This window comes from Stenotrophomonas sp. 93052_Sma (genome assembly GCF_056481145.1).
This window is the reverse complement of sequence record NZ_CM151134.1, coordinates 1,102,345-1,115,671: the sequence shown is the minus strand read 5'-3', so window position 1 is coordinate 1,115,671 and position 13,327 is coordinate 1,102,345. Positions and strand designations below refer to the sequence as shown.

The window sequence follows — 13,327 nt, the reverse complement described above, 5'->3', positions numbered from 1 at the left end:
GCTCAGTCCTTCCCGGCCGGTGCAGGTGCAGGCTTCACCCGTACCGTCATGCCATCGGCCAGGCCCTGCGCGCCGGCTACCACTACCTGCTCCCCGGCGGCCAGGCCATCGAGCACCAGCCACTGATCGCCCACCGCACGCGCGGTGCGGAACAGGCGCAGCCGCGCCTTGCCGTCCTTGTCCACCAGCCACGCCTGTGCCTCGCCCTTGGGGCTGCGGTCGACCGCAGCCTGTGGCACCAGCAGCGCCTGCTGGCGGGTTCCCTGCCCCACCAGCGCGCGCACGTACATGCCTGGCAGCAGCTGCCCATCCGGGTTGGGGAAACGCGCCCGCAGAGTGATGCTGCCGGTCTCCTGCTGCACGTCCACGTCGGCGAATTCCAGCGTGCCGGGCAGCGGGTAGTCGGTGCCATCGGACAAGCGCAGCCGCACCGGTGCTGTGTCGGCCTGCACGCCACCGTCGGCGATGGCGCGGCGCAGTGCCAGGTACTCATTGCTGGACTGGGTGATGTCCACGTTCATCGGGTCCATCTGCTGCACCCGTGCCAGTGGATCGGCCTGGCCCGAGGTGACCAGCGCCCCCGGCGTGAACAGCGCGCGGCCGATGCGCCCGGCAATCGGCGAGGTCACCGTGGCGAACCCCAGCCGTGTGCTGGCCGTGTCACGCGCGGCCTGTGCGGCCTGCGCCGCGGCGGCAGCCTGCTGGTCGCTGGCGATCGCATCGTCCACGTCCTGCCGCGCGGCCAGCTGGTCCTTGCCCAACGCCTGCATGCGCTGCGCCCGCAGGCGCGGTCACCGCAGCGGCCTCGGCGGTCTTCAGGTTGGCCTGCGCCTCGTTCAGCGCAGCCTGGTACAGCGCGGGCTCGATCTGGAACAGTGGCTGCCCGGCCTTCACCCACTGGCCCTGCTCGAACAACCGCTTCACCAGCACGCCATCCACCTGCGGACGCACATCCGATTCCTGCGAGGCAACGCTGCGCCCAGGCAGTTCCTGCTGCAGTGCCAGCGGCTGGCTGCGCAGGGTCAGCACCGTCACCTCAGGCGTCGTCGCGCCGGGCTTGGGCGCGTCCTTGCCGCAGGCGCTGAGCAGGCCGGCCAGGGCGAGCGCCAGCAGCGGCAGGCCCGCGGTTCGCGGCAGCCGCCAGGCACGGTACGGACGGGAGGGGTTCGGAAGGATCATCGGCTGCAGGTTCCACGCGTGGGGGAGCGTTCGGCGCCGAATATAGAAGACGTGGCGGCACGATCCTGCTAAATGGCGCATGAAACATTTTTCATTTGCAGTCGCTGCCCACGATTGCGAGGATGCCCCTGTCCCACTCTGCACACTGGCCCATGCCGCGCGTACTCACCATCGAGGACGATCTTGTCACCGCCGAGGAGATCGCCACCGAACTGCGCAGCCACGGCTTCGACGTGGACCTGGCCAGCGACGGCAGCAACGGCCTGGCGCTGGCACGTGCAGGCGACTACGCGGTGATCACCCTGGACCGCATGCTGCCCGGCATCGACGGGCTGGCCCTGGTCACCGCCTTGCGCCGTGAAGGCATCACCACGCCGGTGCTGATGATCAGCGCACTGTCGGACGTGGATGAACGCGTGCGTGGCCTGCGCGCCGGTGGCGACGACTACCTGACCAAGCCCTTCGCCTCCGATGAGATGGCCGCACGCGTGGAAGTGCTGATCCGGCGCCAGGGCCAGGCCGCTGCCATCGACAACGTGCTGCGCGCCGGTGACCTGGAACTGGACCTGATGACCCGTTCGGCGCGACGCGGCGGGCATGAAATCGCGCTACTGCCGACCGAGTTCAAGCTGCTCGAATTCCTGGTCCGCAACGCCGGCCAGGTGGTCACCCGCAGCATGCTGTTCCAGGAAGTCTGGGGCTACCACTTCGATCCGGGCACCAACCTGATCGACGTGCATATCGGCCGCGTGCGCAAACGCATCGAACAACCCGGCCGACCGCAGCCGATCATGACCGTACGTGGAACCGGCTATGTCTTCGACGCGCAATCCTGACCACTGGCGCTCTTCCAGCAGCAGACTGCTGGGCCTGTACTGCATCCTGTTCGTGGCGTGGTCGAGCCTGCTGCTGGGCGTGATGTACTGGCGCATCTCGGATTACCTGAGTGACCTGACCGAATCAGGCCTGCAGCAGCGCGCCCACCTGTTCATGAGCTTCGACGGGCCGGCACTGGATGAAGCATTGCGCGACAGCCAGCGCTTCGATCTGCACCAGGTCTATACCTATGGGTTGTTCGACAAGGGCGGCATGCCGATGGCGGGCCCGCTGACAGCGATCCCCGAGGGGCTGCCGCTGGATGGCAACTCGCATGCGGTGGACGGTTGGACGCTGGCCGATGGCCGCCACGACAACGGCGGCAGTGCGCTCGGCGTGGTAACCCGCGATGGCCGCACGCTGGTATTCGTGCGCCAGAACGGCAAGCTCATGGCGGTCAACAGCATCATCCTTGATGCACTGCTGTGGGGCGTGTCGCTGACCGTCATTCCCGGCCTGGTGGGCTGGCATCTGCTGCGCCGGCGCCCGTTGAAACGGATCCAGCAGATCGAAGCGGCCACCAACCGCATCGTTGCCGGCGACCTCGGCCAGCGCCTGCCGGTGTCCAGCCGTCGCGACGAGATCGATCGGCTGTCGAGCATCGTCAACGCCATGCTGGAACGCATCGAACAGCTGATGACCGAGGTCAAAGGCGTGTGCGACAGCATCGCCCACGATCTGCGCACCCCGCTCACCCGACTGCGGGCGCATCTGTACCGCATGCGCGTCGGCCTGGACGACCAGAACCCACATGCCGATCCACTGGACAAGGCGCTGGCCGAGACTGACATGCTGATGGCGCGCTTCGCCGCGCTGCTGCGGGTGTCGGAACTGGAGAGCCACCAGCGACGTTCGGCCTTCGACGCGGTCGACGTCACCGAGCTGCTGCAGGAACTGCACCAGTTCTACCTGCCGCTGGCCGAAGAGAAGCAGCAATTGCTGGAGCTGCAGGTGGAGCCGAAGGTGGGCCCGCTGCGTGGCGACCGCGAGCTGCTGTTCGAAGCGCTGGCCAACCTGCTGTCCAATGCCCTGCAGTTCACCCCTGCACACGGCCGCATCCTGCTGCGTGCGGTCGATGATCACGGCGCCCCGAGGATCGATGTGATCGACAACGGGCCGGGCATTCCGCCACAGGACCGCACGCTGATCTACCAGCGCTTCTTCCGTGGCAGCAGCAGCGCCGGCCAGGGGCCTGGATTCGGCCTGGGCCTGTCGATCGTGGCCGCCATTGCCGGCCTGCACGGCTTCCGTGTCCGCGCCGGCAGCGCCCCCGGTGGCGGCGCCTGGATGAGCATCCGCGGCGCGACGGACGGCCTGCCCTGACGACGGGCCAGGGCGCCTCAATCGCACTTGGGAATCATTTGTATTTGAGGGCGGGCATCCGGATAATCCGCCGTCACCGCCCTTCCCGGATCACTCCCGATGCCCGCTCTGCCGTCGCGTCCGCTGCTGTACACGCTCGCCCTGCCCACCCTGCTGGCCTCGGCCATCGCCCAGGCCCAGGACACCCCGGCGGCGCGCACCCTGGACAGGGTAACGGTGGTGGCCGAGCGGGCCAGCACCGCGACCAAGACCGACACCGCCCTGACCGAGACGCCGCAGGCGATCAGCGTGGTCACCCAGCAGCTGTTCACCGATCGCGGCGCGCACAACCTGCAGGAAGTGCTGCGCTACAGCGCCGGCGTCACCGCCGATGCGTGGGGGCTGGATACCCGCAACGATGCGACCTCGGTGCGCGGGCTGGACCCGGCGCAGTACCAGGATGGCCTGCGCCGCAGCTACGGTTTCAGCCCCCTCGCCCGCCCGGAAATCTATGGCCTGGAGCGGGTGGAAGTGCTGCGCGGCCCGTCCTCGGTGCTGTATGGTGCCGGCGCCACCGGCGGCATCATCAATGCAATGAGCAAGCGCCCGACCTTCGGCGCCCTCAACGGCGAGGTCGGCGTGCAGCTCGGCAGTTTCGACCGCAGGCAGCTGCAGGGTGACATCGGCGGCGCATTGAACGATGCCGGTACGCTTGCCGGCCGCTTCGTCGGGCTGCTGCGTGAATCGAACATGCAGACCGATGTATTGAAGGATGACCGCGTCTATCTGGCACCGTCGATCAGCTGGCGCGGTGAACGCAGCACCTTGACCCTGCTGGCCAGCTATCAGCATGACAAGACCGGCTCCAGCCAGCAGTTCCTGCCGCTGGCCGCGACCCTGCTTGCCCCGCCCGGACGCCGCCTCGACCCGTCCACCTTCATCGGCGATCCCGACTTCGACCGCATCGACTCGCGCGTCTACAGCCTGACCGCGCTGTTCGACCACAGCTTCAACGACACGCTCAGCCTGCGCTCGGCAGTGCGTTACATCGATGGCAGGACCACTCTGCAGCAGATGTACGTGGACAGCTACAGCAATCCGGAAGATCCCTTCATCGACGCCGAGCGCCGCGTGGTCAACCGCACGGCCTATGGCACCCGCCCCGACGTGCAGATCTTCAGCGCCGACAATGCGCTGCAGTTCGACTTCGCCACCGGTGCCTTCCAGCATCTGCTGCTGGCCGGCGTGGACTACAGCCAATACAAGGAGCAGCTGCAGCGGCTGGACGCCACCGGCACGCCGATCGACATCTACACCCCGGTATCGGTCGCACCGATCGTGCGTGGCTGGGATCGTCAGCCGGACCAGACCTCCACCCAGCTGGGTGTCTATGTGCAGGACCAGATCCGCTGGGCCGACCGTGTCTCGCTGGTGCTGGGCGCGCCGCGACCATGCACGCTCGAAGACCGAAGGCCAGCCCAGCCAGACCGACAATGCCACCACCTACCGCGCCGGGCTGATCGGCGAACTGGGTGCGGGCGTTTCGCCCTACCTGAGCTACAGCGAATCGTTCCTGCCGGTATCCGGCCAGGATCTGTTCGGCAGCGCCTTCAAGCCGATGCGCGGGCGCCAGTCCGAGGCCGGCATCAAGTGGCAACCGGCGCGCAACCTGCTGCTGACGCTGGCGGCGTACCGCATCACCGAAACCAACCGGCAGACCAACGACCCGGACAACGTATTGAACGTGGTGCAGACCGGGCAGATCCGCTCCAAGGGCGTGGAGCTGGAAGGGCAGTTCCAGTTCGCCAACGACCTCACAATCACCGCTGCCGTTGCGCGCAACGAGGCTGAGGTCAGCCGCAGCAACTTCGCACTGGAAGTGGGCCAGCGCCTCAACGACACCCCGCAGGACCTGGCCTCGGCCTGGGTTTCGAAGGGCTTCCAACTGGACGATGCCGCACGCCTGCGCCTGGGCCTGGGCGTGCGCCATGTCGGCAACACGGTGTCGCTGGGCAATGGCGGGCGCATCGTCACGCCCAGCTACACGCTGGCCGATGCATTGCTGGAAGTGCAGGTGACCGACTGGACGATGGCGTTGAACATCACCAACCTCACCGGCAAGCGCTACTACGCGCCGTGCCGCACCTTTGGCGACTGCTTCGCCGGCTACCCGCGCGTGGTGACCGGCACCATCAGCTATCGGTTCTGATCACGGCCAACGCTGGCCGCTGCAGCAGCAGGTGCAACAGCACCGCGCATGCGGCGGTCAGCAGCGCCAGGACACGCAGCAGTATCGCCAGCGCCTCGGCACTGGCCTGCTGCAGCTGTGCGCCGCTCATCGCCGGAAGCAGTGCCTGCGCCTGTGCATGCGCACCCGTTGCCAGATAGGCACCGGCGCGCCAGCGATGCGGGCGATGCTCCCTGCAGCTGGTGGCCGATCAGCAGCGCAAGCAAGGCCGTGACTGCGGCCAATGCGATGCCTTCACCGGCCACCCGCACGGTTCCGAAGATGCCGGCGGCCATGCCCGCACGCTGCACCGGCACCACGCTGACCGACAGCCCATCCATCAGGCCCCACGGCAAGGCCGTTCCAGCGCCGATCAGCATCAGCAACGGCACCCACTGCGACGGCGACGGATGCGATGCGTGGCGCGACAAAAGGTACAACCCAGAGGCACAGACCAGCAGGCCCAGCGTACACAGCCGCGTACTTCCAACGCGTTCCGCCCAGCGCGGCCAGCATCGGCAGCACCAGCATCGGCGCAGACAGGGCAAGCATCTGCAGCCCGACCAATGTCGTGCTCTGTGCATGCACGCCCAGCAGCTGCAGAGGCAGCACCACCAGCAGCACCACGTAGCCGAAGCAGGTTGCGACCGGCAGCAGCTGGACACCGAGGAACGCCGGTTGCGAGAACAGCGAGAGGTCCAGCAACGGTGAGCGGTGCACCCGTTCGATGCAGACGAATACCCCGCCCAGCATCAGCGCCGCCAACAGCGCCAGTTGCACGCGCATGGCATGCAGGCCGAATTCACCCAGCCACAGCAGGGCCAGGGTCAACGCCGCCAGCATCAGGCTGAAACCCAGCATGCCGCCGACATCCAGCCGCCCGCGTTCGCCATGGCTTTCGGACAACGCGCGCGCCCACGGCGACCGCCGCCAGCGTCAGTACACCGCCCGCGGCGAACACACTGCGCCATCCCAATGCCTGCAACAGCAGACCCGCGAGCAGCGGCCCCAGCGCCAGCCCCGCACCGAATGTGGTGCCCAGCAGGGCGAACACACGGGCACGCACCGGGCCCTGCCAGGCATGCGCCAGCGCAGCGGTGCCGGACGCCAACGCCGCTGCAGCGGCAACGCCCTGCAGCCCGCGCGCCAGATCCAGCCACAGCAGCGTGGGCGCGAGGCAGACGACGACCGTGGCTACGGTGAAGCCTGCCGTGCCCAGCAGGAACAACCGTCGTCGGCCATAGCGGTCGGCCAGGCCACCGGCAGCAAGCAGCAGGCTGCCGAAGGTGAGCATGAACGCGTTGGTCACCCACGCCAGCGCGGTCGGCGACGCCGCCGCGGAACGGGCCAGCGCCGGCACCGCGACCGCACCGGCCGAGAAGGACAACGGCAGCGCCAGTGCAGCCAGGCAGACGGCAAGCAGCGCCCACCGCTGCTGCGTGTGGGAAGGTACGGAGAGCATCGAAACCGGGGCCATGTGGGCCTCCATCCATCAGGGGCATTGATGATGGACAGGCCGCTATTCCAGAAAAACAGGCTCGATGGACGTTGATTGCGGCCTAATGTTCCGTAATCATGCCCCGCATGGATTCCATCTCTGCCCTGCTGGCCTTCGTCCGTACCGCCGAAGCAGGCAGCATCGTCGGCGCCGCTCGCGTCCTCGGCCTGTCCGCGTCGGCCGTGGGCAAGCGCATCGCCCGCCTTGAACAGGAACTCGGCACGCGCCTGTTCCAGCGCACCACCCGCCGCGTGCACCTCACCGACGAAGGCGAACTGCTGCTGCAGCGCTGCCGGCGTGCGTTGGATGAACTTTCCGAAGCGCAGGCAGACCTGGCGCAGCGACAGCACGCCCCCAGCGGGCTGCTGCGCATCGGCCTGCCCACCATCGGCTACCGCTTCCTGCTGCCGGTGCTGCCCGGCTTCCAGCAACGCTACCCGCAGGTGCAGCTGGAACTGGACTTCAACGATCGCATCGTCGACGTGGTCAGCGAAGGCCTCGACGCGGTGATACGCAGCGGTGAACTGGCCGATTCCAGCCTGACCGCGCGGCGACTGGGTGGCTTTCGTTTCATCCTCTGTGCGGCGCCCGGCTATCTTCAGGCGCACGGCACGCCCGGTGATGTGAGCGAGCTGCGCCTGCATACCGCGCTGCGCTTCCGTTACCCCACCACCGGAAAGCTGCACCCGTGGCAGCTGCCGGGTATCGAAGGCGATGCCGGCGCGCCTTCCCACGGCGATGACCTGCAACAACATGGAGGCCGTACTGGCCGCTGCGATCGGTTGCATGGGCCTGGCCTGGATGCCTGACTTCCTCGCAGCCGACGCGCTGGCCGATGGCCGCCTGCAGCGGGTACTGCCAGCACTGCCCACGCACCAGGGGCAGTTCTCGTTGCTATGGCCCGGTGGGCGCCATCCCAGTGCACGCCTTCGGGTGTTCATCGACTATGCCGTTGCGCATCTGTTCCAGGGCGACAAGGCGTAGCAGGTCCACAGAATCAGTTGGTGCCCGCCGTCTGCAGGAAATTGCGCAGCACCGGCGACGGCTGTTCCGGCCGCATGCAGAACGGCAGGTCGAAACGCGCTGCTTCGTCCTCCAGCACGCGATAGACGATCTCCTGCGGGCGGAAGCTGGCCATGCTGGCCGGGACGATCGCCACGCCGGCATCCACCGCCACCAGCGACAGGACCGCATGCATGCCCTGCGCTTCCTGCACGACGCGCGGGGTGAATCCCGCCGCAGTGCACAGGCCCAGCACCTGCGCGTGGAAGCCGATGCCCTCGCCCGCCGGCCATGAAACGAACGGTTCTTCAGCCAGCATCGCCACACTGACCTCCGGCGCGTCGGCCAGCGCATGAGCGCGGGCAGCGCAATCGCCAGGCGGTCATGGTCGAAGTCGTGCAGTACCAGCTCGGCGGCGGGAATCGGTGGAATCAACACGCCAACGTCGATGCGCTGCTCACGCAGCCACAACTGCTGCTGGCGCGACGTGGCTTCCTGCAGGTGCAACTGCACCTGCGGGTACTGCTGGCGGAAGCGGCGGATCAAACCTGGCAGGCGGCCATACAGCGCACTGCCGACATAGCCTACGCGCAGGCTGCCGGACTGCCCCGCTGCAGCTTCGCGCGTGCGCTGCAACCCCTGCTCGGCCTGCTGCAGCGTTGCCCGCGCCTCCACCAGCAAGGTCTGCCCGGCCACGGTCAGGCCCAGCGTGCGGTTGCCGCGCACGATCAGTTCACTTCCGAGCTCGTCTTCCAGCCGTCGTATCGCCGCGGTCAGCGGCGGCTGCGACATGTGCAGGCGGGCGGCGGCGCGGTGGAAATGCAGTTCTTCGGCCACGGCCACATACTGGCGAAGCAGGCGCAGGTCGATCATCTCGAAGCAGGCAGTGGGAACCCGCCTAGGGTACGCCCTCAGCCGCGCACGTCGACGCTGGCGCGGGCGATGGCCGGCCACTGCAGCGCCACCGACTCGATGCTGTCGGCACTGACCGCGCGCAGATCCCTTGGGTACGCCACATGCTCGGCCTCCTGCAGGCGCAGTGCGTGGAACTGGCCATTGCTTGCGCGCAGCACCCAGCCGCCGTCCTGGCAGCGCGTGGATGCCAGATAGGCCACACCTTGCGCAACAGCTTCCGGATGCAGCTCATCGGGCTCACCCTCGATGCCCCACATGCGCGTCTTTGCCACCGGCGAAACCGCATTGACCACGATGCCATGCTCGGCACCTTCCAGTGCCAGCACATTGACCAGACCGAGCGCGGCCAGTTTGGCCATCGCGTACGCAGACAGCCCGCGCTGTGCGTACTGCGGATACAGCGCGCGATCGGACGTGGTGATGACGATGCGCCCACCGCCCGCCGCGCGCATTGCCGGCCACGCCGCCTGCGCCAGCCACAACGGCGTCTTCGCGGCCAGGCACAGCATCTGCTCCAGCGCATCGTCCTCGATCGCTTCCAGCGTCTGGTACTCGACCCAGCCGGCGTTGTGGATCAGGAAATCGATGCGGCCATGCGCCTGCAGCAGTTCCTGCACCAGCGCATGGCAACCGCCACGATGGTCGATGGGACCGCTTGCGGCCTGCACCGGCAAACCCTGCCGCTGCAGCGCTTCGACGCTGCGCAGGATGCGCTGTGGATCGGCGCCGCGGCCGTCGGTACCGGCGCCGACGTCATGCATCAGCACCTGTGCACCGCGCTCGGCCAGCAGGCGGCTGTAGGCCAAGCCCAGTCCACCGGCGGCACCCGTCACCAGGCCCACCTGGCCTTCAAAGGAAATTCGGGAAATCGGCTGCATCTGCACAGCTTCGGCCATGCACCCAGGTTGCGGCCAATACCATTGACCACAGCGCACGATACGCCCGCGCTATCACTGGAAAAGGGGACGAAGGGGATTAAGTCGTTTCAGGCACAGTAGGACCGATTACGACTTAATCCCCTCCGTCCCCTTTTTCGTTCAGCGGCTGAAGCGGCGCGCCGGCCACGCAGATCACCGCGACCACGGTCACCAGCACCATGCTGAGGCTGACCGCTTCGTGCAGCAGCAGCGCGGCCAGGGCCAGGCCGAAGAAGGGCTGCAGCAGCTGCAGTTGGCCGACGGCGGCGATACCGCCCTGCGCCAGACCGCGATACCAGAACAGGAAGCCGATCAGCATGCTGAACACCGCCACGTAGCCCAGTGCCCACCACGCCGAGGCACCGACCGCAGTGAACGAGGCCGGACGCATCAGCACTGTCAGCGGCAGCATCACCGGCAAGGCCAGCAGCAGCGCCCAGCTGATCACCTGCCAGCCACCCAGATGGCGGGCGAGCCGACCGCCCTCGGCATAGCCCAGCCCGCACACCACGATCGCCGCCAGCATCAGCAGGTCGGCCTGCAACGACGCCTCGATGCCGTTGCGCACCGCATAGCCGACCACGCAGGCACTGCCCAGCAACGAGAACAGCCAGAAGGCAGGACGCGGCCGCTCGCCGCCGCGCAGCACGCCGAATACCGCAGTGCTCAACGGCAGCAGGCCGAGGAACACGATGGTGTGCGCTGATGACGCATGGCGCAGCGCGAGCGCCGTCAGCAGCGGAAAGCCGACCACAACGCCGAGGCTGACCACCACCAGCCCCGGCAGGTCGCCGCGTCGCGGCCACGGCTGGCGCAGCAGCAGCAACAGACCCAGGCCGAGCACAGCGGCGATGGTGGCGCGTGCGGCGGTGACGAACCCGGCATCCAGTTCAAGCACCGCCAAGCGGGTGGCCGGCAACGATCCCGCGAAAATCACTACACCAATGAAGCCATTGATCCAACCACTCGCCGACCGTTCCACGCCTGTACTCCTGAAGATGCCGGACGATGCCCGGCTGGACCTGTATGGAAGCATCCAGCGCGGAACGACCCCAGCTACAATCCAGTACAGTCGCAAGTAACTGTACTGCCCACACTTCCACTACGGTTCCGCCATGCCACGTTCGCTCACCCGCATCGAATCGGTCATCCAGACCGTCCGCACCCGCATCGGTGCGCGGGTGGATGGCCCCGGCTCGCGCCTGCCTTCGGTACGTGCGCAGGCGGCGGCGATGGGGGTGTCGGTCTCGACCGTGGTCGAGGCCTACGAGCGCCTGGCCGCCGAAGGCCTGATCAGTGCGCGCGCAGGATCCGGCTTCTACGTCAGTGGGCCGACCGCACCGCTGGCGCTGGCTGAAATGGAGCCGCGGCTGGACCGCGCGGTGGATCCGCTGTGGGTGTCGCGGCAGTCGCTGGAAACCCCGCCGGGCCACCTCAAGCCGGGCTGCGGCTGGATGCCCAGTGATTGGCTGTATCACGATGGCGTGCGCCGCGGCCTGCGTCGGCTGGCGCGTGCCGATGCCCTACAGCTGGTCGACTACGCCGGCCCGCTCGGGCTGCCCGCACTGCGCCAGCTGCTGCAACGACGCAGCGCCGCGCTGGGCATTGATGCACCGATGGAGCAGATCCTGCTGACCGAATCCGGTACGCACGCGGTCGATCTGCTCTGCCGTTTCCTGCTCAAGCCCGGCGACTGCGTGCTGGTGGATGACCCGAGCTACTTCAACTACCACGCGTTGCTGAAGGCGCACCAGGTGCAGGCCATCGGCGTGCCGTACACGCACAGCGGCCCGGACCTGGAGGCGTTCGCGCAGGCAATTCAGGCGCATACGCCGCGGCTGTACATCACCAACTCAGGCCTGCACAACCCGACCGGCGCGGTGCTTTCCGCCAGCACCGCGCACCGCCTGCTGGGCCTGGCCGAACGCAATGAACTGATCATCATCGAGGACGACATCTTCGCCGACTTCGAACTGCAGCCTGCACCGCGGCTGGCCGCGCTCGATGGGCTGTCGCGGGTGATCCACGTCGGCAGTTTCTCCAAGACGCTGTCGGCGGCTTCGCGCTGTGGCTACGTCGCCGCTCGCCCTGAGTGGATCGAGGCGCTGACCGATCTGAAGCTGGCCACCAGCTTCGGCGGCGGCCATCTGGCGATGCAGTTGATGCACATCGCGCTGACCGACAGTGGCTACCGCCGCCACATGCAATCGGTGCGTTCGCGCCTGGCCGATGCGCGCCGGCACACGCTGCGCAAGCTGCAGACGCTGGGCATCAGGCCGTGGCTGCAGCCGGAAGCCGGGCTGTTCCTGTGGTGCCAGCTGCCCGATGGCCGCGATGCCGCCGCACTGGCCCGGCAATGCCTGCGCGAGGGCATCGTGCTGGCACCGGGCAACGCGTTCAGTCAGTCGCAGCGCGCGGCTGACTATGTACGTTTCAACGTTTCGCAGTGCCAGGACCCGAGGATCTGGCAGGTACTGGCGCGCGCTGCGTTGAGCTGGTAATGCGCGACCAGCGCATCCACCACCACGCGCACGCCCGGCAACTGGCCGCGACGATGCGGCAGCAGCACGCTGGTGGTCACTTCGCCGGCATGCCACGCCGGCAGCACCTGCTGCAGGCGGCCAGCGGCAAGGGCCTCGGTACACAGGCTCTGTGGCAACACGGTGATGCCAAGACCGGCTTCGGCCGCCGCGATCAGCAGCTGCGATTCATTGCCGACCAGCGCCACCTGCGGCTCCACCTGCACGGTGCGGGCGTCGGGGCCGTGCAGCGTCCAGCGCGTTGCATGACGCGCGGTCAGCAGGCCGGCATGCGCACGTAGCTGCTCGGGCGTATCCACTGCCGGCGCGGCTGCCAGATAGCCAGGGGACGCCACCAGCACGATGCGCTCGCTGCCGAGCATTCGCTGCACCAACCCGGAATCCGGCAGCGGACCGAAGTGACTGCGCAGAGCGATGTCGATGCCCTCCTGAGCCAGATCGATGAAACGATCACTCACTTCAACTTCGATGCGCAGCCGTGGATAGCGGCGGGCCAGTGCAGGCAGGCACGCGGCGAGCTCGCCCTGCACCACCGGAATCGAAGCGCTGATGCGTACGGTGCCGCTGGGTTCGGCCTGGCGGTCGCGGACGATGGCCTCGGCCGCCTCGACCTCAGACAACGCTGCGCGTGCGCGCTCGAAGAACTCCTGGCCGACCTCGGTCAATGCGAAGCGGCGCGAACTGCGTTGCAGCAGCCGCACCTGGAGCTGTTCTTCCAGCAGCGCCACGCGCTTGCTCAACGTCGAGCGCGGTAGGCCCAGATGGCGCCCGCCTGCGGCGAAACCGCCCTGCTCCACCGCAGTCACGAACAGGGCCAGATCGTTGAGGTTGAGCATGCGCAACGTCCACATATGTAGACTTCAGGATGCCA

8 protein-coding genes and 4 pseudogenes are annotated in these 13,327 nt (G+C 67.7%); 5 read left to right on the top strand and 7 right to left on the bottom strand.

What is annotated here, in order from left to right; genetic code table 11:
* Positions 1–2: 2 nt before the first annotated feature.
* Entirely contained in the window at positions 3–770 is a 768-nt protein-coding gene (locus ACZK2V_RS05205; protein WP_486322960.1) for an efflux RND transporter periplasmic adaptor subunit, read from the bottom strand.
* Positions 661–1,179, bottom strand: coding sequence for a hypothetical protein (locus tag ACZK2V_RS05200; protein ID WP_486322959.1), 519 nt, complete (start codon positions 1,177–1,179; stop codon positions 661–663). The genes ACZK2V_RS05205 and ACZK2V_RS05200 overlap by 110 nt, the downstream gene beginning before the upstream one ends.
* Positions 1,180–1,331: 152 nt before the next feature.
* On the opposite strand from ACZK2V_RS05200, the gene ACZK2V_RS05195 reads away from it, so the two are divergent.
* From ACZK2V_RS05195 to ACZK2V_RS05185, 3 genes and pseudogenes are all read left to right on the top strand, one after another.
* The gene (locus tag ACZK2V_RS05195; RefSeq protein WP_100437437.1) at positions 1,332–2,015 is read left to right on the top strand and encodes a response regulator transcription factor; all 684 of its coding nucleotides are present in this window, start codon (positions 1,332–1,334) and stop codon (positions 2,013–2,015) included.
* Positions 1,993–3,378, top strand: coding sequence for a sensor histidine kinase (locus tag ACZK2V_RS05190; protein WP_486322958.1), 1,386 nt, complete (start codon positions 1,993–1,995; stop codon positions 3,376–3,378). The genes ACZK2V_RS05195 and ACZK2V_RS05190 overlap by 23 nt, the downstream gene beginning before the upstream one ends.
* A gap of 99 nt (positions 3,379–3,477) precedes the next feature.
* Positions 3,478–5,566 (top strand): annotated as a pseudogene (locus tag ACZK2V_RS05185) (TonB-dependent siderophore receptor).
* Here the strand turns inward: ACZK2V_RS05185 and ACZK2V_RS05180 are convergent.
* Positions 5,550–7,061 (bottom strand): annotated as a pseudogene (locus ACZK2V_RS05180) (MFS transporter). The pseudogenes ACZK2V_RS05185 and ACZK2V_RS05180 overlap by 17 nt on opposite strands.
* Positions 7,062–7,168: 107 nt before the next feature.
* On the opposite strand from ACZK2V_RS05180, the pseudogene ACZK2V_RS05175 reads away from it, so the two are divergent.
* Positions 7,169–8,066: pseudogene (locus ACZK2V_RS05175) on the top strand (LysR family transcriptional regulator).
* A 13-nt stretch (positions 8,067–8,079) separates the two neighbouring features.
* Here the strand turns inward: ACZK2V_RS05175 and ACZK2V_RS05170 are convergent.
* From ACZK2V_RS05170 to ACZK2V_RS05160, 3 genes and pseudogenes are all read right to left on the bottom strand, one after another.
* Positions 8,080–8,957 (bottom strand): annotated as a pseudogene (locus ACZK2V_RS05170) (LysR family transcriptional regulator).
* A 38-nt stretch (positions 8,958–8,995) separates the two neighbouring features.
* A complete protein-coding gene (locus tag ACZK2V_RS05165) occupies positions 8,996–9,895 on the bottom strand; it encodes an SDR family NAD(P)-dependent oxidoreductase (protein ID WP_486322957.1) in 900 nt (299 codons plus the stop codon).
* Positions 9,896–10,010: 115 nt separating this feature from the next.
* The gene (locus ACZK2V_RS05160; RefSeq protein ID WP_486322956.1) at positions 10,011–10,898 is read right to left on the bottom strand and encodes a DMT family transporter; all 888 of its coding nucleotides are present in this window, start codon (positions 10,896–10,898) and stop codon (positions 10,011–10,013) included.
* A 133-nt stretch (positions 10,899–11,031) separates the two neighbouring features.
* On the opposite strand from ACZK2V_RS05160, the gene ACZK2V_RS05155 reads away from it, so the two are divergent.
* On the top strand, positions 11,032–12,417 hold the full coding sequence (locus ACZK2V_RS05155; protein WP_486322955.1) for an aminotransferase-like domain-containing protein: 1,386 nt from the start codon (positions 11,032–11,034) through the stop codon (positions 12,415–12,417).
* Here ACZK2V_RS05155 and ACZK2V_RS05150 read toward each other — a convergent pair.
* Positions 12,339–13,307, bottom strand: a complete 969-nt coding sequence (locus tag ACZK2V_RS05150; RefSeq protein WP_486322954.1) for a LysR substrate-binding domain-containing protein — start codon at positions 13,305–13,307, stop codon at positions 12,339–12,341. The genes ACZK2V_RS05155 and ACZK2V_RS05150 overlap by 79 nt on opposite strands.
* Between the last annotated feature and the right edge of the window lie 20 nt (positions 13,308–13,327).

Bases quoted from the DNA above. Each gene is read 5' to 3' on its own strand.
- ACZK2V_RS05205 (WP_486322960.1), bottom strand. From the start codon at position 770: ATGCAGGCGTTGGGCAAGGACCAGCTGGCCGCGCGGCAGGACGTGGAC.
- ACZK2V_RS05165 (WP_486322957.1), bottom strand. From the start codon at position 9,895: ATGGCCGAAGCTGTGCAGATGCAGCCGATTTCCCGAATTTCCTTTGAA.
- ACZK2V_RS05200 (WP_486322959.1), bottom strand. From the start codon at position 1,179: ATGATCCTTCCGAACCCCTCCCGTCCGTACCGTGCCTGGCGGCTGCCG.
- ACZK2V_RS05190 (WP_486322958.1), top strand. From the start codon at position 1,993: ATGTCTTCGACGCGCAATCCTGACCACTGGCGCTCTTCCAGCAGCAGA.
- ACZK2V_RS05150 (WP_486322954.1), bottom strand. From the start codon at position 13,307: ATGTGGACGTTGCGCATGCTCAACCTCAACGATCTGGCCCTGTTCGTG.
- ACZK2V_RS05195 (WP_100437437.1), top strand. From the start codon at position 1,332: ATGCCGCGCGTACTCACCATCGAGGACGATCTTGTCACCGCCGAGGAG.
- ACZK2V_RS05155 (WP_486322955.1), top strand. From the start codon at position 11,032: ATGCCACGTTCGCTCACCCGCATCGAATCGGTCATCCAGACCGTCCGC.